The 22,904-nt window shown below is 66.4% G+C and carries 20 protein-coding genes; 6 read left to right on the plus strand and 14 right to left on the minus strand.

Annotated features, from left to right (window positions below; translation table 11 throughout):
• Positions 1-225: 225 nt before the first annotated feature.
• The 6 genes from H610_RS0115860 to H610_RS0115885 form a co-directional block, all read right to left on the minus strand.
• Positions 226-543 (minus strand): Nif3-like dinuclear metal center hexameric protein, encoded by a 318-nt coding sequence (locus tag H610_RS0115860; RefSeq protein ID WP_028240589.1) that lies wholly within the window; start codon positions 541-543, stop codon positions 226-228.
• Positions 544-741: 198 nt separating this feature from the next.
• The gene (purL, locus tag H610_RS0115865; protein WP_028240590.1) at positions 742-4,638 is read right to left on the minus strand and encodes a phosphoribosylformylglycinamidine synthase; all 3,897 of its coding nucleotides are present in this window, start codon (positions 4,636-4,638) and stop codon (positions 742-744) included.
• Positions 4,639-4,907: 269 nt separating this feature from the next.
• Complete coding sequence (locus H610_RS0115870; protein ID WP_028240591.1) at positions 4,908-5,672, minus strand: amino acid ABC transporter ATP-binding protein; 765 nt, start codon at positions 5,670-5,672, stop codon at positions 4,908-4,910.
• An 8-nt stretch (positions 5,673-5,680) separates the two neighbouring features.
• On the minus strand, positions 5,681-6,778 hold the full coding sequence (locus H610_RS0115875; RefSeq protein WP_028240592.1) for an amino acid ABC transporter permease: 1,098 nt from the start codon (positions 6,776-6,778) through the stop codon (positions 5,681-5,683).
• A 10-nt stretch (positions 6,779-6,788) separates the two neighbouring features.
• On the minus strand, positions 6,789-7,973 hold the full coding sequence (locus tag H610_RS0115880; protein ID WP_028240593.1) for an amino acid ABC transporter permease: 1,185 nt from the start codon (positions 7,971-7,973) through the stop codon (positions 6,789-6,791).
• Positions 7,974-8,068: 95 nt separating this feature from the next.
• A complete protein-coding gene (locus H610_RS0115885) occupies positions 8,069-9,094 on the minus strand; it encodes an amino acid ABC transporter substrate-binding protein (RefSeq protein WP_028240594.1) in 1,026 nt (341 codons plus the stop codon).
• 422 nt (positions 9,095-9,516) lie between these two features.
• Here H610_RS0115885 and H610_RS0115890 point away from each other — a divergent pair, with 422 nt between their 5' ends.
• The 3 genes from H610_RS0115890 to H610_RS25825 all read left to right on the plus strand — a co-directional run bounded on the left by H610_RS0115890 (position 9,517) and on the right by H610_RS25825 (position 12,179).
• Positions 9,517-10,173, plus strand: coding sequence for an alpha/beta hydrolase (locus H610_RS0115890; RefSeq protein WP_028240595.1), 657 nt, complete (start codon positions 9,517-9,519; stop codon positions 10,171-10,173).
• Between the two features lie 102 nt (positions 10,174-10,275).
• On the plus strand, positions 10,276-11,706 hold the full coding sequence (rhlB, locus tag H610_RS0115895) for an ATP-dependent RNA helicase RhlB (RefSeq protein WP_028240596.1): 1,431 nt from the start codon (positions 10,276-10,278) through the stop codon (positions 11,704-11,706).
• Between the two features lie 308 nt (positions 11,707-12,014).
• Complete coding sequence (locus H610_RS25825) at positions 12,015-12,179, plus strand: membrane protein (RefSeq protein ID WP_028240597.1); 165 nt, start codon at positions 12,015-12,017, stop codon at positions 12,177-12,179.
• Positions 12,180-12,183: 4 nt separating this feature from the next.
• On the opposite strand, the gene moaE is transcribed toward H610_RS25825, so the two are convergent.
• The 5 genes from moaE to dmeF all read right to left on the minus strand — a co-directional run bounded on the left by moaE (position 12,184) and on the right by dmeF (position 16,136).
• On the minus strand, positions 12,184-12,636 hold the full coding sequence (gene moaE, locus H610_RS0115905; protein WP_028240598.1) for a molybdopterin synthase catalytic subunit MoaE: 453 nt from the start codon (positions 12,634-12,636) through the stop codon (positions 12,184-12,186).
• Between the two features lies 1 nt (position 12,637).
• Positions 12,638-12,886, minus strand: coding sequence for a MoaD/ThiS family protein (locus H610_RS0115910; protein WP_028240599.1), 249 nt, complete (start codon positions 12,884-12,886; stop codon positions 12,638-12,640).
• Positions 12,883-13,353, minus strand: a complete 471-nt coding sequence (gene moaC / locus H610_RS0115915; RefSeq protein ID WP_028240600.1) for a cyclic pyranopterin monophosphate synthase MoaC — start codon at positions 13,351-13,353, stop codon at positions 12,883-12,885. Before moaC ends, H610_RS0115910 begins: the two co-directional genes overlap by 4 nt.
• Before the next feature lie 140 nt (positions 13,354-13,493).
• Positions 13,494-14,885 carry a PhoH family protein gene (locus H610_RS0115920; RefSeq protein WP_028240601.1) on the minus strand — a complete coding sequence of 464 codons (1,392 nt, stop codon included), beginning with the start codon at positions 14,883-14,885 and terminating at the stop codon, positions 13,494-13,496.
• Between the two features lie 249 nt (positions 14,886-15,134).
• Positions 15,135-16,136, minus strand: coding sequence for a CDF family Co(II)/Ni(II) efflux transporter DmeF (dmeF, locus tag H610_RS0115925; protein ID WP_028240602.1), 1,002 nt, complete (start codon positions 16,134-16,136; stop codon positions 15,135-15,137).
• A gap of 128 nt (positions 16,137-16,264) precedes the next feature.
• Between dmeF and yaaA the strand changes: the two genes are divergently transcribed.
• A complete protein-coding gene (gene yaaA, locus H610_RS0115930) occupies positions 16,265-17,044 on the plus strand; it encodes a peroxide stress protein YaaA (RefSeq protein ID WP_028240603.1) in 780 nt (259 codons plus the stop codon).
• A gap of 954 nt (positions 17,045-17,998) precedes the next feature.
• On the plus strand, positions 17,999-19,450 hold the full coding sequence (locus H610_RS0115935; protein ID WP_028240604.1) for a mannose-1-phosphate guanylyltransferase/mannose-6-phosphate isomerase: 1,452 nt from the start codon (positions 17,999-18,001) through the stop codon (positions 19,448-19,450).
• A gap of 131 nt (positions 19,451-19,581) precedes the next feature.
• On the opposite strand, the gene H610_RS25830 is transcribed toward H610_RS0115935, so the two are convergent.
• Together H610_RS25830 and purU are read right to left on the minus strand one after the other, a co-directional pair.
• Complete coding sequence (locus tag H610_RS25830; RefSeq protein WP_043238784.1) at positions 19,582-19,842, minus strand: hypothetical protein; 261 nt, start codon at positions 19,840-19,842, stop codon at positions 19,582-19,584.
• A 20-nt stretch (positions 19,843-19,862) separates the two neighbouring features.
• Positions 19,863-20,714 carry a formyltetrahydrofolate deformylase gene (gene purU, locus H610_RS0115945; RefSeq protein ID WP_028240605.1) on the minus strand — a complete coding sequence of 284 codons (852 nt, stop codon included), beginning with the start codon at positions 20,712-20,714 and terminating at the stop codon, positions 19,863-19,865.
• A gap of 242 nt (positions 20,715-20,956) precedes the next feature.
• Here purU and mvaT point away from each other — a divergent pair, with 242 nt between their 5' ends.
• Positions 20,957-21,340 carry a histone-like nucleoid-structuring protein MvaT gene (mvaT, locus tag H610_RS0115950; protein ID WP_028240606.1) on the plus strand — a complete coding sequence of 128 codons (384 nt, stop codon included), beginning with the start codon at positions 20,957-20,959 and terminating at the stop codon, positions 21,338-21,340.
• A 79-nt stretch (positions 21,341-21,419) separates the two neighbouring features.
• Here mvaT and sbcB read toward each other — a convergent pair whose 3' ends face one another.
• Positions 21,420-22,853: an exodeoxyribonuclease I gene (sbcB, locus tag H610_RS0115955; protein ID WP_028240607.1), complete on the minus strand. Its 1,434-nt coding sequence runs from the start codon at positions 22,851-22,853 to the stop codon at positions 21,420-21,422.
• Between the last annotated feature and the right edge of the window lie 51 nt (positions 22,854-22,904).

Consider the following 22,904-nt stretch of genomic DNA (forward strand, 5'->3'; position numbering starts at 1 on the left):
CGGCTGAGATGTCGCCGCGAGCGCGCGCCTCCCGCAGGATTCGGTGGGCACCGTCTGCTTTCGTGGGAGGCCCGCCCTCGGGGCGATGCTCTTGCCGGTGCTGGATGAGGAGTTCGTTGGGCTTCGCTGTGCTCAGCCCAACCTACCGGTTGTGGCGTGGCGCCGTAGGTTGGGTTGAGCCGCGCAGCGGCGAAGCCCAACGAATGGCAGGCGTTCAGCCGGACATCAGAACTTCATGTCGGACAGACGCCAGACGTCGAACGCCGGTGTCTCGTAGGGATGGGCCTTCTTCATGGCCTTGACCACGTCGTGGATGAGTTCGTCGGCGACCACCAGCTCGACCTTCCACTCGGCGACCTTCTGCACCTGCCCGAGCTGCCCGAGATAGGGCTGGCTGCCCTCGAGCGGACGGTACTGGCCCTGGCCGAGCACCTGCCAGCAGCAGTTGTCATAGGCGCCGATACGGCCGGCACCGGCGGCGAACACTGCCTTCTTGACATCTTCCAGATGGGATTCCGGCACATAGAAGCACAGCTTGTACATCGAGGTCTCCAAGTCGAGGGTGCCAACAGGTCAGAGCCTGCGGCGTGCGGCATCAATTTGCCATAACGCGATGACAAGTAAATACGGGCCGCAGTGAATCCTTGGACCTTGCGCACGGAAAGCGTTCGCCCTGCCCCTCGGCAATGTGCCGGACCGTGAGGTCCGGCACATTCGGGCGGCGGGTAAGCCTTGCCGGGTTCAGCCGACCCACACCCGCGCGTTGCGGAACATGCGCATCCAGGCGCCGTCTTCCTGCCAGTCATCCGGGCGCCAGGAGTTGGTCACGGCGCGGAACACCCGCTCCGGGTGCGGCATCATGATGGTCACCCGGCCGTCGCGGGTGGTCAGGCCGGTGATGCCGCGCGGCGAGCCGCTGGGGTTGGACGGGTAGCGTTCGGTGACCTTGCCGTGGGTATCCACCAGGCGCACCGCGACGCAGCCGGACAGGTCGGCCTCGAGCAGGGCTTCCTCGCTCTCGAACTCGGCATGCCCCTCACCGTGGGCGATGGCGATCGGCATGCGCGAGCCGGCCATGCCCTGCAGGAAGATCGACGGCGACTCCTGGATCTGCACCATGGCCACGCGCGCCTCGAACTGCTCCGAACGGTTGCGCACGAAGTGCGGCCACATGTCGCTGCCCGGAATCAGCTCGTGCAGGTTCGACAGCATCTGGCAGCCGTTGCAGATGCCCAGGCCGAAGCTGTCCTTGCGCTCGAAGAAGGCGCTGAAGGCCTCGCGGGCGCGGCTGTTGAACAGGATCGACTTGGCCCAGCCCTCGCCGGCACCGAGCACGTCGCCATAGGAGAAGCCGCCGCAGGCGACCAGGCCCTTGAAGCGGTCGAGGGTGACGCGCCCGGCGAGGATGTCGCTCATGTGCACGTCTACCGCGGCGAAGCCGGCACGATCGAAGGCCGCAGCCATCTCGGTCTGGCCGTTGACGCCCTGCTCGCGGAGGATCGCCACCTGCGGCCGCACGCCGGTCTTGATGTAGGGCGCGGCGACGTCCTCGTTGACGTCGTAGCCAAGCTTGACCGTCAGGCCGGGGTTCTCCTCGTCCAGCAGCAGCTCGTACTCCTCGTCGGCGCACTCGGCGTTGTCGCGCAGGCGCTGGATGCGGTAGCTGGTTTCGGCCCACTGGCGCTGCAATTCGCGGCGGTCGGCAGCGAACACTTCCTGGTCCTCGAAGAGGATGCGCACGTGGCCGTTGTTGACCGGCTGGCCGAGCACCGTGACGCAGTCGGCCAGACCCGCGGCGCTGAACTGCGCCAGCACTTCCTCGGTGTCGTCCTGGCGCACCTGCAGCACGGCGCCGAGTTCCTCGTTGAACAGCAGCGCGGCGATTTCCTCGCGGCCGTGCACCAGCCCGTCGAGGTTCAGGTTCAGCCCGCAGTGCCCGGCGAAGGCCATCTCCAGCACGGTGGTCAGCAGGCCGCCGTCGGAGCGGTCGTGGTAGGCGAGCAGCTTGCCGTCGCCGTTGAGGCCCTGGACCACGGCGAAGAAGGCCTTGAGGTCCTCGGCGTCGTCGACGTCCGGCGCCTGGCGGCCGAGCTGGCCGTAGACCTGGGCGAGGATCGAGCCGCCCATGCGCTGCTGGCCACGGCCGAGGTCGATGAGGATCAGGTCGGTCTCGCCCTTGTCCAGCCGCAGCTGCGGCGTGAGGGTGCCGCGCACGTCGCTGACCGGGGCGAAGCCGGAAACGATCAGCGACAGCGGCGAGGTGACGCTCTTGTCGGTGCCCGCCTCGTTCCAGCGGGTCTTCATGGACATCGAGTCCTTGCCCACCGGGATGGTGATGCCGAGCGCCGGGCACAGCTCCATGCCGACCGCGCGCACGGTGTCGTACAGGCGCGCATCCTCGCCCGGGTGGCCGGCGGCGGCCATCCAGTTGGCCGACAGCTTGATGTCGCCGAGCTTGCCGATCGGCGCGGCGGCCAGGTTGGTCAGCGTCTCGCCGATCGCCATGCGCCCGGAGGCCGGCGCGTCGAGCAATGCCAGCGGCGTGCGCTCGCCCATCGCCATCGCCTCGCCGGTATAGACGTCGTAGCTGGTGGCGGTCACCGCGCAGTCGGCCACCGGCACCTGCCAGGGGCCGACCATCTGGTCGCGCACCACCTGACCGGTGATGCTGCGATCGCCGATGGTGATCAGGAAGCTCTTGCTGGCCACCGCGGGATGATGCAGCACACGCGAGATGGCCTCGGCCAGTTCCACCTGCGCGGGATCGAAATCGTCGCCGGGCAGGGTTTCGCGCACGGCGCTGCGGTGCATGCGCGGCGGCTTGCCGAGCAGCACTTCCAGCGGCATGTCCACCGGATCGTTGCCGAAGTGGCTGTCGGAGACGGTCAGGTGCGGCTCGGCGGTGGCTTCGCCGACCACCGCGAAGGGGCAGCGCTCGCGCTCGCAGATGGCCTTGAAGCGCTCGAAGTCGGCGGCGTCGACCGACAGCACGTAGCGCTCCTGCGACTCGTTGCACCAGATCTCGTGCGGCGCCATGCCCGGCTCGTCGTTGGGGATGTTGCGCAGCTCGAAGCGGCCGCCGCGGCCGCCATCGCTGACCAGTTCGGGGAAGGCGTTGGACAGGCCGCCGGCGCCGACGTCGTGGATGAACTTGATCGGGTTCTGCTCGCCGAGCTGCCAGCAGCGGTCGATGACTTCCTGGCAGCGACGCTCCATTTCCGGGTTGTCGCGCTGCACCGAGGCGAAATCCAGGTCCGCCGCGCTGGCGCCGGTGGCCATCGACGAGGCCGCGCCGCCGCCGAGGCCGATCAGCATCGCCGGGCCGCCGAGCACGATCAGCTTGGCGCCGACCGAGATCTCGCCCTTCTGCACGTGGCCCTCGCGGATGTTGCCCATGCCGCCGGCGAGCATGATCGGCTTGTGGTAGCCACGCACTTCCTCGCCGCGCGGCGTCCGCACCGACTGCTCGAAGGTGCGGAAGTAGCCGTTGAGCGCCGGACGACCGAACTCGTTGTTGAACGCGGCGCCGCCGAGCGGGCCTTCGATCATGATATCCAGCGGGGTGACGATGCGCTCGGGCTTGCCGTAGGGCTTCTCCCAGGGCTGCTCGAAGCCGGGGATGTTCAGGTTGGAGACGGTGAAGCCGGTCAGGCCGGCCTTCGGCTTGGCGCCGCGGCCGGTCGCGCCCTCGTCGCGGATCTCGCCGCCGGAGCCGGTGGAAGCGCCGGGAAAGGGGGCGATGGCGGTCGGGTGGTTGTGCGTCTCGACCTTCATCAGGATGTGCACCGGCTCGCGGCTGGCGGCGTACTGGCCGCTGGCCGGATCGGGGAAGAAGCGCCCGGCCTCCTGGCCGACGATCACCGCGGCGTTGTCCTTGTAGGCCGAGAGCACGCCTTCGCCGTGCATCTGGTAAGTGTTCTTGATCATGCCGAACAGCGACTTGTCCTGCGCCTCGCCGTCGATGTCCCAGCTGGCGTTGAAGATCTTGTGCCGGCAGTGCTCGGAGTTCGCCTGGGCGAACATCATCAGTTCGATGTCGTGCGGGTTGCGGCCCAGCCCCTGGAAGGCCTTGACCAGATAGTCGATCTCGTCGTCGGCCAGCGCCAGGCCGAGTTCGACGTTAGCCCACTCCAGCGCCGGACGCCCGCCGCCGAGCACGTCCACCGCGGTCAGCGGCCGGGGCTCGGCATGGCTGAACAGATTGGCGGCGTCCTCGAAGCGCGCCAGCACCAGCTGGGTCATGCGATCGTGCAGCAGCGCCGAGGCTTCGGCGACGTCGGCCTCCGACAGCTCGCCCTCGAGGTAGTAGGCGATGCCGCGCTCGAGCCGCTGGATCCGGCCCAGGCCGCAGTTATGCGCGATGTCGGTGGCCTTGCTCGACCAGGGCGAGATGGTGCCGAAGCGCGGCACCACCAGCAGCAGACGGCCGGCCGGTTCCTGCACCGGCACGCTCGGGCCGTATTTCAGCAGCCGGGCGAGCACCTGCTGCTCGCCCTCCCCCAGCGCACCGGAGACCTCGGCGAAGTGAGCGAACTCGGCGTACAGGCCGCGAACCGCGGGCACCTTCTGGGTCAGTTGGGCCAGCAGTTTGCCGTGACGGAAGGCAGAAAGAGCGGGAGCGCCGCGCAGGATCAACATCGTCGGAACAGCCTCGGAAGGGGGATGGCGTGGGGCCGTGCATTCTAGCCCATCGCGGGCGTGGAGGCTAAGCAGGCTTGAAGGCTTGAAGGCTTGAAGGCTTGAAGGCTTGAAGGCTTGAAGGCTTGAAGGCTTGACAGGTTGGGTTATCCCAAGGGGCTGTCAAGCCTCAAGACCTGAAAACCGACGGCAATCATCACCGGCTGGTACTCGCTGCGGCCCAGACGCGCGCCAGCCGTCCAGCCGTCCAGCCTCCAGCGGCTTCTCTATCAATGCAATATCTGCCCCAGGAACAGCTTGGTCCGCTCGTTCTGCGGGTTGGTGAAGAACGCGTCCGGGGCGGCCTGTTCGACGATCTCGCCCTTGTCCATGAAGATCACCCGGTTCGCCACGGTGCGGGCGAAGCCCATTTCGTGGGTCACGCAGAGCATGGTCATGCCGTCCTCGGCCAGGCCGATCATGGTGTCAAGCACTTCCTTGACCATCTCCGGGTCGAGCGCCGAGGTGGGTTCGTCGAACAGCATGATCTTCGGCTTCATGCACAGCGCGCGGGCGATCGCCACGCGCTGCTGCTGGCCGCCGGAGAGCTGGCCGGGGTACTTGCTGGCCTGCTCCGGGATGCGCACGCGCTCCAGGTAGCGCATGGCGATCTCCTCGGCCTCGCGCTTGGGCATCTTGCGCACCCACATCGGCGCCAGGGTGCAGTTCTGCAGCACGGTCAGGTGCGGGAACAGGTTGAAGTGCTGGAACACCATGCCGACTTCGCTGCGGATCGCCTCGATCTGCTTGAGGTCGCTGGTCAGCTCGTGGCCGTCGACCACGATGCGCCCCTGCTGGTGTTCCTCCAGCCGGTTGAGGCAGCGGATGGTGGTCGACTTGCCCGAGCCCGACGGGCCGCAGAGCACGATGCGCTCGCCCGCGGTCACCTGCAGGTTGATGTCCTTGAGTACATGGAACTGGCCGTACCACTTGTGCACGCTGTCCATGATGATGGCCGGCTGCGACGCGGCCGCTTGCTTGAGAGGTTCGTTCATGGTGGCTCCTAACGCTTGTGGCCGGTGTCCAGCTTGCGCTCCAGGTGCATGGAGTAGCGGGACATGCCGAAACAGAAAATCCAGTAGACGAGCGCGGCGAACACATAGCCCTCGGTCGACATGCCGAGCCAGGCCGGGTCGGTGGTCGCGCGCTTGATACTGTTGAGGAAGTCGAACAGGCCGATGATGATCACCAGGCTGGTGTCCTTGAACAGCGCGATGAAGGTGTTGACCAGGCCCGGGATGACCAGCTTCAGCGCCTGCGGCAGGATCACCAGGACCATGCTGCGCCAGTAGCCCAGGCCCATCGCCGCCGCCGCCTCGTACTGCCCCTTGGGAATGGCCTGCAGGCCGCCGCGCACGACTTCGGCGACGTAGGCCGCCTCGAAGAAGACGACCATCAGCATGGCCCGCAGCAGCTTGTCGAGGTTCATCTGCTCCGGCAGGAACAGCGGCAGCATCACCGAGGACATGAACAGCACGGTGATCAGCGGCACGCCGCGCCAGAACTCGATGAAGGTCACGCAGATCACCCGGATCGCCGGCATGTCCGAGCGCCGCCCCAGGGCCAGCACGATGCCCAGCGGCAGCGCGCCGGCAATGCCGACCGCGGCGATGACGATGGTCAGCATCAGGCCGCCCCACTGGGTGGTGGGCACGGTGTCCAGGCCGAGGAAGCCGCCGTGCAGCAGCCAGTAGGCCAGCAGCGGATAGGCGATCAGGTAACCGATGCCGTAGCGCACCTTGTGCGGCATCGCCTTGAGGAACAGCGGTGCCGCCCCGACGATGGCCAGGATCGCCGCCAGGTCGACCCGCCAGCGCAGCTCCGCCGGATAGAAGCCGTACATGAACTGCGCGAAGCGGGTCTGGATGAACACCCAGCAGGCGCCCTCGCGGGTGCAGTCGGCACGCGTGCTGCCGCTCCAGTCGGCCTTGAGCAGGGCCCAGTCGACCAGCGGCGGCACGATCAGCCAGACCAGATAGAGGCCGAGCAGCGTCAGCAGCGTGTTGTACCAGGAGGAAAAGAGGTTGGCCCGCGCCCAGCCGAGCGCCCCGACACTGGTCGAGGGCGGCGGCAGATCGGGCTTGAAGGTATGTGACGTCATGCTGCCTTCCTTAGCGCTCGATCAGGGCGATGCGCTTGTTGTACCAGTTCATTAGCAGCGAGATGCTGATGCTGATGGCCAGATACACGCTCATGGTGATCGCCATGGTCTCGATGGCCTGGCCGGTCTGGTTGAGGACCGTGCCGGCGAACAGCGAGACCATGTCGGGATAACCGATGGCGGCGGCCAGCGAGGAGTTCTTCGCCAGGTTCAGGTACTGGCTGGTGAGCGGCGGAATGATCACCCGCAGCGCCTGCGGGACGACCACCAGGCGCAGGGTCTGCCCGGAGCGCAGGCCGAGCGAGCTGGCGGCCTCGGTCTGCCCGTGGCTCACCGACTGGATGCCGGCGCGCACCGTCTCGCCGATGAAGGCGGCGGTGTAGATCGACAGCGCCATGACGATGGACACCAGCTCCGGGATGATCACCCAGCCGCCGCGGATGTTGAACCGCTGCAGCTCCGGGACCTGCCAGCTGAACGGCTGGCCGGCGACCAGCACGGCCAGCCCCGGCAGCAGGATCAGCAGCGCCACGCTGCTCCACAGCACCGGGAAGCGCTCGCCGGTGGCATGCCGCCGGGCACGCGCCCAGCGGTACAGCAGCAGCACGCCGGCCACGGCGATCGCCAGGGCGACGAGGAAGGGCCACAGCCCCTCGCCCGCCGAGGGTGCCGGCATCTGCAGGCCGCGGTTGTTGAGGAAGAAGGCGTCCCACAGCGAGATGCTGTTGCGCGGGCCCGGCAGGGGCGCCAGCACCGCGAAATAGAAGAAGAAGATCGTCAGCAGCGGAGGGATATTGCGGAAGATCTCGATATAGACGGTGGCCAGTTGGCGGATCAGCCAGTTCGACGACAGCCGGGCGATCCCGAGGATGAAGCCGAGGATGGTCGCCAGCACGATGCCGATCACGCTCACCAGCAGGGTGTTGAGCAGGCCGATCCAGAACACGCGGCCGTAGCTGTCGCTTTCCGAATAGTCGATCAGGTGCTGGGAGATCCCGAAACCCGCCGCGTTGTTCAGGAAGCCGAAGCCGGACGTGATGCCCCTGTGGGCGAGGTTGGTCTGGGTGTTGTGGAACAGGTACCAGCCGAACGCGACCACCGCGACGACTGCAACGATCTGGAACAGCCAGGCACGCGCCTTCGGGTCGCTGAGCAGCGAACGTCGGGCGGGCGTGGCGTCAAGGGTAGTACGCATCAAAAGCCCCCACGCAACGCAACCAGCACAGAGACTGTGCCGGTTGCGTCTTCAACGGAATGTCAGGGCCGCCCGCAGACGGGGCGGCCTGGCGGTCAGCGCACCGGCGGTGCGTACTGGAGGCCGCCGTTGGTCCAGAGGGCATTGAGGCCGCGCTCGATCTTCAGCTCGCTGCCGGAGCCGATGTTCCGCTCGAAGATCTCGCCGTAGTTGCCAACCTGCTTGACGATCTGCACCGCCCAGTCCTTGGGCAGCTTCAGATCCTTGCCGTACTCGCCTTCGGCGCCCAGCAGACGGGCGACGTCGGGGTTCTTGGTGCTCTTGGCGGTCTCTTCGACGTTGCTCGAATCGACGCCCAGTTCCTCGGCGTTGAGCATGGCGAACAGCGACCAGCGCACGATGTCGAACCATTCCTCGTCACCCTGGCGCACGGCCGGACCGAGCGGCTCCTTGGAAATGACTTCCGGCAGCACCACGTAGGCGTCCGGGTCGGCCAGCTTGATGCGCTGGGCGTACAGCTGCGACTGGTCGGAGGTCAGCACGTCGCAACGACCGGACTCCAGCGACTTGGCGCTTTCGTCGGAGGTGTCGTAGGTGATGGGGGTGTACTTGAGGTTGTTGGCGCGGAAGTAGTCGGACAGGTTCAGCTCGGTGGTGGTGCCGGCCTGGATGCAGACCGTGGCGCCGTCGAGCTCCTTGGCGCTCTTGACGCCGAGCTCCTTGTTCACCAGGAAGCCCTGGCCGTCGTAGTAGGTCACGCCGGTGAAATTCAGGCCCATGGCCGCGTCGCGCGAGCTGGTCCAGGTAGTGTTGCGCGACAGCATGTCGACTTCGCCGGACTGCAGCGCGGTGAAACGTTCCTTGGCGGTCAGCGGGCTGTACTTCACCTTGCTGGCGTCGCCGAATACCGCAGCGGCGACCGCGCGGCACACATCCACATCGATTCCCTTGTACTGGCCCTCGGCGTCGGCATAGGAGAAGCCCGGCAGGCCGTCACTGATGCCGCACTGCACGAAGCCTTTGCTCTTCACCGCATCCAGGGTCGCACCCGCCTGGGCCAGCTCGCTGATACCGAGCACCGCTGCAGTGGACAGCACGGCCAGTGTGGATTTCATCTTCATCGATACCTCCAGTGTATTTTTATTCTCGCGGAGAGGATCGGCGCGTCGACTCGTCCCGGGGTGTCCTTTGCGAACGCCGGCGCGCAAACCTGCGTGGAGTCTAGTTGCTGCGCGACGAACGGTAAAACGCCGGCTCACCCCCGCGGTCGAAGCTTGATCGACACGCGTTTCCTCCCGCGAAACTCTCGCCGTCCGCCCAGTGTCCACTGGCCCGGTCCGGCGTGCAGGGCATGTCTAGCAAGCGGCGTACCAGCCGCCATCGAGCACGGCCGGCAGCGCTGGCCGACGGGTCTGCCGCCGCACCGCTACCGTGCCGGCTGCCCCGTTTGGTCGCCGACGGGGTAAAACGGTAACCTTCAGCGCTCATAACCGCCCTCACGCATGCCCCAAAGCGATGCATGCCGCCCTGAACTGGAGCCGACATGACTTCACCCCTGATCATCGAACCGTCCCGCACCGCCGATGCCTGCGTCATCTGGTTGCACGGCCTGGGCGCCGACCGGCACGATTTCGAGCCGGTCGCCCAGCTGCTGCAGCGCAACCTGCCGACCACACGCTTCGTGCTGCCGCAGGCGCCCACCCGGCCGGTGACCATCAACGGCGGCTGGTCGATGCCGAGCTGGTACGACATCCTGGCGATGGCGCCGGCCCGCGCGATCGACCACGGACAGTTCGAGACCTCCGCCCAGACCGTGATCGGCCTGGCCGAGGCGCAGCGCGACGGCGGCATCGACCCGGCGCGCATCGTGCTCGCCGGCTTCTCGCAGGGCGGCGCGGTGGTGCTGCATGCCGCCTACCTGCGCTGGCAGGGCCCGCTCGGCGGGGTGATGGCGCTGTCCACCTACGCCCCGACCTTCGGCGAGGAACTCACGCTCGAACCGGCGCGGACGAACTGTCCGGCGCTGTGCCTGCACGGCACCCAGGACCAGGTGGTGCCGACGGCGATGGGCCGCGCCGCCTACGAGCGCCTGCAGGCCTGGGGCGTCCCGGCGCGCTGGCACGAATATCCGATGGGTCACGAGGTGGTCCCGCAGGAAATCGCCGACATCGCCGCCTGGCTCGGCGAACGCCTCGACTGAAGCGGCCCCTGGCGGGCGCGGCGGCGCGGTGCGGTGCTTCGCCGCGCCCCGCTCTTGGATTACACTGGCGCGCGACCAATTTCGATCGATGAAGAGAAAGCCGTGCTCAAAGCACTCAAGAAGCTGTTCGGCGCCAGCGAAGCCCCGGAAACGACTCCCGCCCCCAACCCCTCACCCGCCGCAACCGACCGGAAAGAACAGACTCGCCCCGAGCGCCCCGCGCCGACCGAGGACGCGGCAGCCACCGCCGCACGGACGCCGAAGCCCGAGCGCAAGGCGAAACGTCCGCGGCGCGAGGTACCGGCGGAGCCGGCCTGGTCGATCGAGGACTTCGTGGTCGAGCCGATGGAGGGCAAGACGCGCTTTCACGACTTCGACCTCGACCCGCGCCTGATGCATGCCATCCACGACCTCGGCTTCCCCTACTGCACGCCGATCCAGGCACAGGTGCTGGGCTTCACCCTCAAGGGCCAGGACGCCATCGGCCGGGCCCAGACCGGCACCGGCAAGACCGCCGCCTTCCTCATCTCCACCATCACCCAGCTGCTCACCACGCCGCCGCCGAAGGAGCGCTACATGGGCGAGCCGCGCGCGCTGATCATCGCGCCGACCCGCGAGCTGGTGGTGCAGATCGCCAACGACGCCCTGGCGCTGACCAAGTACACCCCGCTGAACGTGATGAGCTTCGTCGGCGGCATGGACTTCGACAAGCAGCTCAAGCAGCTCGAGTCGCGCTTCTGCGACATCCTGGTGGCCACCCCCGGCCGCCTGCTGGACTTCAACCAGCGCGGCGAGGTGCACCTGGACATGGTCGAGGTGCTGGTGCTCGACGAGGCCGACCGCATGCTCGACATGGGCTTCATCCCCCAGGTACGCCAGATCATCCGCCAGACGCCCTACAAGGGCGAGCGCCAGACCCTGCTGTTCTCCGCCACCTTCACCGAGGACGTGATGAACCTCGCCAAGCAGTGGACGGTGGACCCGGCGATCGTCGAGATCGAGCCCGAGCATGTCGCCAGCGACACGGTGGAGCAGCACGTCTACGCGGTCGCCTCCAGCGACAAGTACAGGCTGCTGTACAACCTCATCACGCAGAACGACTGGACCCGGGTGATGGTCTTCGCCAACCGCAAGGACGAAGTGCGCCGCATCGAGGAACGCCTGACCAAGGACGGCGTCAGCGCCGCGCAGATGTCCGGCGACGTGCCGCAGCACAAGCGCATCAAGGTGCTGGAGGGCTTCCGCGAGGGCAAGATCCGGGTGCTGGTGGCCACCGACGTCGCCGGCCGCGGCATCCACGTCGAGGGTATCAGCCACGTCATCAACTTCACCCTGCCGGAAGTCCCGGACGACTACGTGCACCGTATCGGCCGCACCGGCCGGGCCGGCTCCAGCGGCACCTCGATCAGCTTCGCCGGCGAGGACGACGCCTTCGCCCTGCCGCCCATCGAAGAGCTGCTCGGACGCAAGATCAGCTGCGAGATGCCACCGGCGGAGCTGCTCAAGCCGGTGCCACGCGGGCGAAGGGACTGAGGATTCGGAAACGAAAAAGCGAAGCGCCGGCTTCGCTTTTTCGTTTAGGGGCCACCGTTTTTGCTGAAGGTTCATGGCGCGAGCAGAAGGCTCGGAAGGGATTGGTGGGCTGAAGCGGAACGCCGCCCGCCCCCCCCCCCCACAGGGGCATGGCCTGGCTGTTGGAGGGTGGGCTTCAGCCCACCCTCCAGCGCAGGCGCGCCTTTTTCCGATTCCGGAACCGATGCGAACCCCTTCTCCTGATCTGACTCAATAAAGAAAAGGGCCGCCGGGCCCAGAGTAGAAGCTCACCCGGCAAGGAGAACCGTATGGAACCCTTCCTCAAGCTGCTGCTGATGATCGTCGCCGGCTTCGTCATCCTCGGCGTAGGCTTCAACTTCCGCGATCGTCCCTGGGGCATCGCCCTGCTCACGGTCGGTGCGGTGAGCATGTTCTCCCTGCTGTTCTACAAGCTGGCCCTCAGCTTCGGCTGAGGTCTCAGCGCTGCCAGCGCTCGACCGCCTGCTGGTCGCTCGTGCGGCCTTCGACCCAGCGCGGCCCGTCGGGGGTGTCTTCCTTCTTCCAGAACGGCGCGCGGGTCTTCAGGTAGTCCATGACGAAGCGGCAGGCGTCGAAGGCCGCGTCGCGGTGCGCGCTGGTCACGCCGACGAAGACGATGGGCGCGCCGGGCTCCAGTTCGCCGACCCGGTGGATCACTTCCACGCCGAGCAGTGGCCAGCGCGCCTGCGCCTCGGCGACGATCCGCTCCAGTGCCTTCTCGGTCATGCCGGGGGCGTGTTCGAGGAACATCCCGGCCACCTCGCGTCCGTCGTTGAAGTCGCGCACGTAGCCGACGAAGACCGCCACCGCGCCGACCCCGAGGTTGGCCGCATGCAGGGCGCCGAGTTCGACGCCGGCGTCGAAGGCCTGGGGCTGTACCCGTATGCCCATGTCAGCCCCCGGTCACGGTGGGAAAGAACGCCAGCTCGTCGCCGTCGGCGACCGGCTCGTCCAGCCCGCACAGGTCCTGGTTGCGGGCGCACATGATGTTCTGCTCGGCGAGCACGTCCCAGGCCCCGCCCCGCTCGAGCAACTGCCGGCGAACGTCGTTCAGGGTGGCCAGTGCCGGGGTCCACTCGAGGGTCTCGCCGTCGCGCCCGAGCGCCTCGCGGTAGCGGGCGAAATACTGGATGCGGATCATGCCTCGGCCTCCCAGTGCCCGGTCTTGCCGCCGGATTTCTCCAGCAGCCGCACGCATTCGATGGTCATGCCGCGGTCGACCGCCTTGCACATGTCGTAGATCGTCAGCGCCGCCACGCTGGCCGCGGTCAGCGCCTCCATCTCGACGCCGGTCTGGCCGGCCAGCCGGCAGCGCGCGACGATGCGTACGGCATCCTCGCCCAGCGGCTCGAGTTCGACCTTGATGCTGGTCAGCAGCAGCGGATGGCAGAGCGGAATCAGTTCGTGGGTCTTCTTCGCCGCCTGGATGCCGGCGATGCGCGCGACCGCGAAGACGTCGCCTTTCGGGTGTCCGCCAGCCTGGATCATCGCCAGGGTCGAAGGCAGCATGCGCACCCGCGCCTCGGCCACCGCCTCGCGGGCGGTCACAGCCTTTTCGGTAACGTCGACCATGTTGGCGCGGCCCTGGGCATCGAGATGGGTCAGCATCGCTAAACCTTGATCAGTCGTTGGGGCCCAGCAGTCTAACCGATAGAGGCTGGAGGCTGGAGGCTGGAGGCTGGAGGCTGGAGGAAATGAAACCCTCCCCCTCGTCCAGCCTCAAGCGCTCTTGTCGGCTTTTCGCCTTGTTACATATGCGCCTCGGCATATTCGGCGAGCACCGAACGCGGCACGCCCTGCAGGGTGATGTGCACGCCGTGGGGGAAATCCTTGAAGCGCTCGGTCAGGTAGGTGAGGCCGGAGCTGGTGGCCGACAGGTAGGGTGTGTCGATCTGCGCCAGGTTGCCGAGGCAGACCACCTTCGAGCCGCTGCCGGCGCGGGTGATGATGGTCTTCATCTGGTGCGGGGTGAGGTTCTGGCACTCGTCGATGAGGATCAGGCTCTGCTGGAAGCTGCGCCCGCGGATGTAGTTCAGCGATTTGAACTGCAGCGGCACCTTGCTGAGGATGTAGTCGACGCTGCCGTGGGTGCTTTCGTCCTCCATGTGCAGCGCCTCGAGGTTGTCGGTGATGGCGCCGAGCCAGGGCTCCATCTTCTCCGCCTCGGTGCCGGGGAGGAAGCCGATGTCCTCGTCGAGCCCCTGCACGCTGCGGGTGGCGATGATGCGCCGGTAGCGCTTGCTGACCATGCTCTGCTCGATGGCCGCGGCCAGCGCCAGGATGGTCTTGCCGGAGCCCGCCGCCCCGCTGAGGTTGACCAGGTGGATGTCCGGCTCGAGCAGCGCGAACAGCGCCAGCGCCTGGTAGATGTCGCGCGGCCGCAGGCCCCAGGCCTCCTGGTGCAGCAGCGGCTCCTGGTGCAGGTCGAGCAGCAGCAGTTCGTCGCCGCGGATGCCCTTCACCCAGCCGACGAAGTTCTGCTCGTCGAGGATGAACTCGTTCATGTGCAAAGCCGGCAGGTTGTCGGTCAGCTGCACGCGGTGCCAGGTGCGGCCGTGGGTCTGGCGCGTCTCGACCTTGCTCACGCGGTCCCAGAAGGAGCCGGAGAGGTTGTGGTAGCCACGCGACAGCAGGCCGACGTCGTCGATCAGCTGGTCGGTGTGGTAGTCCTCGGCGGCGACCCCGCAGGCGCGCGCCTTCAGCCGCATGTTGATGTCCTTGGTCACCAGCACCACCGGCGTGCCGCTGCGCCGGGTCTTCAGCTCGACCACCTGGTTGATGATCTTGTTGTCGTTCAGGTCCTCGGGCAGCCAGGTCGCCGGCTGCGCGCGCTTGCTCATGAGGATCGACAGGCTGCCGCACGGACCGTTCTTGCCCCGCTGGATCGGCACGCCCTCCTCCACCTCCTCGGGCGTGGCCTCGCCAAGCACCTTGTCGATCAGGCGGATGGCCTGCCGGCATTCGGCGGCGACGGTGTGCTTGCCGGTCTTGAGCTTGTCCAGCTCCTCGAGCACGGTCATCGGGATGGCGACCTGGTGCTCCTGGAAGTTGAGCAGCGCGTTGGGGTCGTGGATCAGGACGTTGGTGTCGAGGACGTAGAGCGTGGGCTTGGTCGAGCGGGAACTGCCGTAGTCATCCATTCGCGATCACCTTTTCTTTGGCCTGGCAGCGGCGTGCACGCTACGCCGCGTTGAACCGCCGAGGACAAGGTGAGCGGGCTGGGAAGCCAGTGGGTTCGGAGCGTCCCGAGGCCGCCACCTGTGTCGCAGGGTTCGGCGGTCTGCCTTCGGTAATACCGCAAAAAAGATGACAGGCAAAAGACTTTTCTGCCCGATGACGCTTTTTTCCGTCAGCCTGAAGAAACCTGTTGGCGAGCCCCTGGAGGCTCGCTAGATTGTTTGTCCCCCATGCGCCGGCTCGCGGCACAGGTTGACCTCCGCGGTGATGTGCACCAGTTCGTCGAACTCGGCCAGCGCGGCCTTGTAGCGGTCGGGCGAATGCCCCTGGTGGGTCACCAGACTGAGGATGCAGGTGTATTGCGCCTTGCCCACTCGCCAGAGGTGCAGGTCGGTGACTTCGGTGTCCGGAATCCGCTCCAGGCGATCGCGCACGCGCTCGACCAGCGGGTCGTCCATCTCCCGGTCGAGCAGCGCCTTGGCCGTCTCGACCAGCAGCCCCTTGGCCCAGAAACCGATCACCAGCGCGCCGATCACGCCCATCAGCGGATCGAGCCAGGCCCAGCCGAAGAACTTCCCGCCCAGCAGCGCGACGATGGCCGCCACCGAGGTCAGCGCGTCGGTCAGCACGTGGATGAAGGCCGCGTGCCGGTTGAGGTCCCGGCCGCCGGAACGGGGGGCGGCCGGGTGGTCGGCATACGCGTCATGGTGGTGGTCGTGGTCGTGGTCGTGGTCGTGGTCGTGGCCATGATGATGGTCGTGCTGATCGCGAAGCAGCCAGGCCGAGGCGAGGTTGACCAGCAGGCCGATGATCGCCACCCAGAGCGCCTGGTCGTAGGCGATCGGCGCGGGCTCGAGCATCCGCCACAGCGATTCGCCGAGCATGCCCACCACCACGACCACCAGCAGCAGCGCGCTGGCGAAGCCGGCCAGGACCTCGATCTTCCAGGTGCCGAAGGCGAAGCGCCGGTCGTCGGCATAGCGCCGCGCGAGCAGGTAGGCCAGCGCCGCCAGGCCGATGGCGACCATGTGCGAGGCCATGTGCCAGCCGTCGGCCAGCAACGCCATGGAACCGAACAGGGTCCCCGCGACGATCTCCGCCACCATGGTCACGCCGGTCAGCACCACCACCGCCCAGGTCCGCCGTTCGGCCTGACGCTCGAGCGGACGGTAGTCGTGGGAGGGGCGCCAGTGGGCGTGGTTGCAGTCGGTCATCGGCAAGGTCCTCATGCTGCGTGGAGCTCAGCTTGCACCCTGTCCCGGTGGCAAGGTCAAGCACACCCTGCCGCGCCCGGGAAGCGGCCCCTGTTAGAATCGCCGCCGGCCACTTCTGGAGACAATACATGCTGATGGTGATATCCCCGGCGAAGACGCTGGACTACGAGACCCCGCCCGTCACGGACCGTGCGACCCAGCCGGAACATCTGGACGACGCCCAGGCGCTGATCGAGGTGCTGCGCGCCTACAGCCCGGCGCAGATCGGCGAGCTGATGCACCTCTCCGACAAGCTCGCCGCGCTCAACGTGGCGCGCTACGACAGCTGGAGCCGACCCTTCACCACTCAGAACGCCAGGCAGGCGCTGCTGGCGTTCAAGGGCGATGTCTATACCGGCCTGCACGCCGAGGACTTTTCCGAGCACGACTTCGACTTCGCCCAGCGTCACCTGCGCATGCTGTCCGGCCTGTACGGCGTGCTGCGACCGCTGGACTTGATGCAGCCGTACCGCCTGGAAATGGGCACGCGCCTGCCGAACCCGCGCGGCAAGGACCTCTACGCCTTCTGGGGCGAACGCATCAGCGGCTGGCTGAACGAGGCGCTGCAGGCCCAGGGCGACGACGTACTGCTCAACCTGGCATCCAACGAGTACTTCGGCGCGGTCAAGCGCAACGCCCTGAAGGCGCGCCTGATCCAGGTCGACTTCAAGGACCTGAAGAACGGCCAGTACAAGATCATCAGCTTCTACGCGAAGAAGGCGCGCGGACTGATGGCGCGCTACGTGATCAAGGAGCGCGTGACCGATCCCGCGGCGCTGAAGGACTTCGGCTACGACGGTTATCGCTTCAGCGCCGAGCATTCCCGCGACGATCACTTGGTATTCCTCAGGGATGCCCCGCCCGCCTGACCTCTCGAGCCCAACGGCACCTCGCCTGTTGGGTTTCGTCGCTGTGTGCCGACCCATGGCTTCATGAGGCCGGCTCGGGCGGTCGTCGTGAGGGCTGCGGCCTCCGTAGGAGCGAGCCTGCTCGCGAACCTCTCCCTCATCCGGCCCTGCGGGCCACCTTCTCCCGCGGGGAGAAGGGAAAAGCGTACCCCGGCGCTGCCTGTGGTCGCGCGCGCCATACACCTGCGGGAGCAGGCTTTCAGGCGGAGATTTCGGTCGAGACCACGCAAGAAGACGACTCCGGGCTCGTAGGTTGGGTTGAGCGAAGCGAAGCCCAACGCGGCCGTCTGTAGGGCTTCCTCTCTGCCGTGACTCAACCCACCCCACTCTTTGCAAGTGAAACACGCTTCACCCGCTCGTCCGGCCGGACGGACGCTCCGCCCGGGGAACTATCGAATGGCCCCGCACTCATAAGCGCGTACCGACAATTCCAGTCCGGAAAGGGAAGTCGCACATGAACGTGCTTCGGGTCCTGAAACATTCGCGAGCCCTGTCTCGTTCCGTTATCGGGTTCGCCATGCAGGACCGGCCGGCCGTCGCCGGCCGCACGACGACAGGGATATCTCCAATGGCCACCGCGGCGCCGTCGCGCGCGCGGCCCAAGACTCCCGGACAGCAGCCCGACAGCCGACAGGACAACGTCGGTGTCGGCCACGGTGCTCGCGCGCTGCAGGCCCTTGCCGCGTGCACGACGGCACCCGGAAGCCTCGCCGGTCGGCGGGCGTTCCCTTTCAGATCAGTCGCATACGGGCGACGACCGACTTCGGCCCCGGGGATGGACGTTCCCGGGCGGGGGAGTGTTTTGCCGTGAAGGCGGGACGAGCGTCCCGAGCCACGGCCGGACCGATCGAGATGCCGGATGGGGCATCACAGACGAACAAAGAAGAAGACCTTCAGACGATTCAGGAGACAAGCATGATCCCGGTCATTCTCTCAGGCGGTAGCGGCTCCCGGCTCTGGCCCCTCTCGCGCAAGCTGTTCCCCAAGCAGTTCCTCGCCCTCACCGGCGAGCAGACGCTGTTCCAGCAGACCGTCGAACGCCTGGCCTTCGAGGGCATGCAGGCGCCCCTGCTGGTGTGCAACAAGGAGCACCGCTTCATCGTCAAGGAGCAGCTCGCCGCCCGCAAGCTGAGCGTGCAGGGCCTGCTGCTCGAGCCCTTCGGCCGCAACACCGCCCCGGCCATCGCCATGGCGGCGATGAAGCTGGTCGAGGAAGGCCGTGACGAGCTGCTGCTGGTGCTGCCGGCCGACCACGTGATCGAAGACCAGAAGGCCTTCCAGCGCTCGCTGGCACTGGCGACCAACGCTGCGGAAAAGAACGCGATGGTGCTGTTCGGCGTACCGGCCACCCGCCCGGAGACCGGCTTCGGCTACATCAAGTGCGACCTCTCAGACCGCAAGGGCCTGCCCGAAGGCGTCAACCGCGTGATCCAGTTCGTCGAGAAGCCCGACGAGGCGCGCGCCCAGAGCTTCGTCGAATCGGGCGACTATTTCTGGAACAGCGGCATGTTCCTGTTCCGCGCCAGCGTCTTCCTCAACGAGCTGAAGAAGCACGACCCGGACATCTACGACAACTGCGCGCTGGCGCTGGAGCGCAGCCACCGCAACGGCGAGGAGCTGCTGATCGACCCGGCCAGCTTCGCCTGCTGCCCGGACAACTCCATCGACTACGCGGTCATGGAGAAGACCCGCCTCGCCTGCGTGGTACCGATGTCCGCCGGCTGGAGCGACGTCGGCTCCTGGTCGTCGATCTGGGACGTCCACGAGAAGGACGAGAACGGCAACGTGATCAAGGGCGACGTGATCGCCGAGGACACCCACAACAGCCTGATCCACGGCAACGGCAAGCTGGTCACCGTGCTCGGCCTGGACGACGTGGTGGTGGTGGAAACCAAGGACGCCATGATGGTCGCGCACAAGGACAAGGTGCAGGACGTCAAGAAGCTGGTGGCCAAGCTGGACGCCGAAGAGCGTTCCGAAACCCAGAACCACTGCGCCGTCTACCGTCCCTGGGGCTGGTACGACTCGGTCGACATGGGCAGCCGCTTCCAGGTCAAGCGCATCTGCGTGAACCCGGGCGCCAGCCTGTCGCTGCAGATGCACCACCACCGCGCCGAACACTGGATCGTCGTCTCCGGTACCGCGCAGGTGACCTGCAACGACAAGACCTTCCTGCTGACCGAGAACCAGTCGACCTACATCCCGGTGACCTCCATCCACCGTCTCGCCAACCCCGGGAAAATCCCGCTGGAAATCATCGAGGTGCAATCCGGCAGCTACCTGGGCGAAGACGACATCGAGCGCCTGGACGACGTCTACGGACGGGCCGAGAGCGATGCCGAAGCGGCCGCCAACAGCGCTCGCTGACGCACGAACGCGCTAGCCAGCCTGCAAACAACCCCCCGCCAATGTGCGGGGGTTTGTTTTATGTGCAGGAGAGACGGCCCCTCCCCTTACCGGTAGCGCATGGCGAGCGACAGGTTGTACTTGCAAAGCAGCTACGGTGTGCACCGCTTCTGTAGGAGCGAGCTTGCTCGCGCAGCTTTTGGCTTCTTGCTCTCGCCTGCCTCCGGGGAAACCTCTCCCGCCTCGTCCTCGACCCGTGCAGCCTCGTCCAGCATGGCCTGCCAGAGCCTGGCGGCGTCCTCGAACGCGGCACCCGCCCCGCTCGGCAGGCGTTCCAGATCGTAACGTTGCAGGCAGCCCTGCCCCAGCATGGGCGGCGGGCTGGCGGTCGCCTTGTCGAGGATGTCGGCCATCGGCGCCCTCCCGGGTGGAATCAGTCGAACACGACCGTCTTGTTGTCGTGCACCAGCACGCGGTCCTCGAGGTGATAACGCAGCCCGCGCGAAAGCACCATCTTCTCTACGTCCTTGCCGAGGCGCACCATGTCCATGATGCTGTCGCGATGCGTCACGCGGACCACATCCTGTTCGATGATCGGCCCGGCATCCAGTTCCTCGGTGACGTAGTGGCAGGTCGCGCCTATGAGCTTCACCCCGCGCAGCGACGCCTGGTGGTACGGCTTGGCGCCGACGAAGGATGGCAGGAAGCTGTGGTGGATGTTGATCACGCGCTGGGCATAGGCCTGGCACAGCGCCGGCGGCAAGATCTGCATGTAGCGCGCCAGCACGATGACGTCCGCCCGGTACTGCTCGACGAGCCGGGTGACTTCGCCGAAGGCGCCTTCCTTGTTCGCCGGGTCGACCGGCACGTGGTGATACGGAATGCCGTGCCACTCCACCATGCTGCGCAGCGCATCGTGATTGGCGATCACGCAGGGAATCTCGCAATCGAGCTCGCCGCTGTGCCAGCGGTGCAACAGGTCGGCCAGGCAGTGCGACTCGCGGCTCGCCATGAGCACCACGCGCTTCTTCTGCTCGGAATCGGTGATGCGCCATTCCATCGAGAACTCGCGGGCGATCGGCGAAAACGCCTGGCGGAAACCATCGAGGTCGAACGGCAGCGAGTCGGCGCGTATTTCGTGACGCATGAAGAACCAGCCACTCTGCTCGTCGGAGTGGTGGCTGGCTTCGGTGATCCAACCGTTGTATGTGGCGAGGAAGTTACTGACCTTGGCAACGATACCCACGCCGTCGGGACAGGCGATGACCAGCCTGAAAGTTCGCATTATCGAGACTCCGCCCTAAGGAAGCGGCGATTCTATCCGCCGACCACAGTTCCGGCCACCGCCATCGGCCGCATGTCGCTAAAAACCATGCCCCTGCAAAACGCGCTGTTATTCAAGCAGCGACGGAATAACGGGACTTTGTTCTAGCTAAAACAAAAGCTACAAATTCATATTTACTTGCATACTAGCCGTGACTATGATTGACGCACTTGATTTCTAACTTTTCCAAACAAGGACGCCAAATGTCACTCATCAGCGAATACCGCGCCACCGAAGAGGCCATCAAGGAACTGCAGGAGCGCCTGAAGAACCTGTCGCAGGACGACAAGTTGAAGAAGGAGCTTGAGTTCGAAGGCAAACTTCGCGAGCTCATGGCCCAGTATCAGAAAGCCCTGCCGGACATCGTGGCCCTGCTCGACACCGAAGGCAAAACCCGCAAGGCCGGCGGCCGCGGCGGCAAGACCCAGGCGGCACCGAGCAAGCGCGCCCGTCGCGTCAAGCAGTACAAGAACCCGCACACCGGCGAAACCATCGAGACCAAGGGCGGCAACCACAAGACGCTCAAGGAATGGAAGGGCAAGTGGGGCGCCGACACCGTGGAAAGCTGGGCCACCCTGCTCGGCTGATCGCAATACGCGTGGCGCGTCCGATGCCGCCGCCACGCGCCTTTCCCTCCCGCCATTCCGCCGCCGTCTCTTTCCGCCCTTACTCCAGCCGGTACTGCCGCCGAAGCGCCACGGCATGTTCGATCCACTCGCGCAGCAACGCCTGCTGTTGAATCGACGCCGTTTGCAGCAGTTGTTCGGCGTTGGACATGAACTCGATCACAGTGACCGGTGCGCCAACTTCCTCGCCACTCAACCGGCGCCGGCACAATTCGAACCAGGCCAGGCTGTCCGCCTCGGAAAGACACTCCGGAAAGTTTCGCGCCCTGTAACGAAACAGTAGCTCCGGCAGGCGTGCATCGCTGAATGCCCATTGCCGGCACGCCAAGTCCTCACTGGAACAATTGCGCACTTGTTCGCAGAGCGCACGATCGCGGTCATCGAGAAAGGCGTCGTACAACTGCTGGTCCGGATCGGTCTCGGCAACTACCGAGTCGCGCCCGTAGATGAGCTCGAGCTTGGGCAGCCAGTCCGGGCGATGCGCGCGAAGTTGTTCCGCGCGGCCCAGGCAGGCCGGCACATCAAGTTGCAGGCGCTCGGCATCCTGCGGCCGGAGCACTTTCAGCGGCGCCACTACCGGGCAGCGATTTACATGTATCAACTTCAAGGGCACCGGCAGCGTGCCCTCCGGCAACTCCTCACGACGGGTATAAAGGCGCTCGCGCAATATTTCGGCCGGCTCGTTCAGCAGCACATCCGTGTGTCCCGCCAGGTCGCAGACGATCAGCGCATTTCGATTGCGCGGATGCCAGGCCAGCGGCAGCACCACCGAGAGGAAATGACGCTCCGCGGAAAACCGCCCCGAGACGTGCACCACCGGCTCCAGCAGGCGCAGCTCGTCGCAGACCGCGTGCTTGCGGCGCAGCCTATAGAGGTAATCGAACAGGCGCGGCTGCCGCTGGCGAACCAGCCGGGCCAGGGCGATGGTCGCCCGCACGTCCGACAGCGCATCGTGCGCCTGCTGGTGGGAAAGCCCGTTGGCTTCGGTCAGGCGCTCCAGCTTCAGGGTCACCCGGCCCTCCTCCTGCGGCCACTGCAGGCCTTCGGGGCGCAGCGCGTAGGCCGCCCGCACCAGGTCGATCAGGTCCCAGCGGCTGTTGCCGCCCTGCCATTCCCGCGCATAGGGATCGAAGAAGTTGCGGTACAGGCTGTAGCGCGTCATCTCGTCGTCGAAGCGCAGGTTGTTGTAACCCGCCACACAGGTGCCCGGCACCGCCATCTGCGCGTGCAGGCGGGTCATGAACTCCGCCTCGCACAGCCCCCGCTCGGTCAGGATCCGCGGCGTGATGCCGGTCACCAGGCAGGCGACCGGATGCGGCAGCACGTCGTCGGCCGGCTTGCAATACAGATTCAGCGGCTCGCCGATCTCCTCCAGCGCCTCGTCGGTACGGATGCCGGCGACCTGCAGCGGCCGATCCCGGCGCGGCGAGATGCCGGTGGTTTCGTAGTCGTACCAGAAAATGCTCGCGGCCAATGCCCTGCTCCTCGTCGAATGCCCGGGCAGTGTACCGCGCCTCGGCGACCG

The sequence above is a fragment of the Stutzerimonas azotifigens DSM 17556 genome (assembly GCF_000425625.1).
Classification (GTDB): domain Bacteria; phylum Pseudomonadota; class Gammaproteobacteria; order Pseudomonadales; family Pseudomonadaceae; genus Stutzerimonas; species Stutzerimonas azotifigens.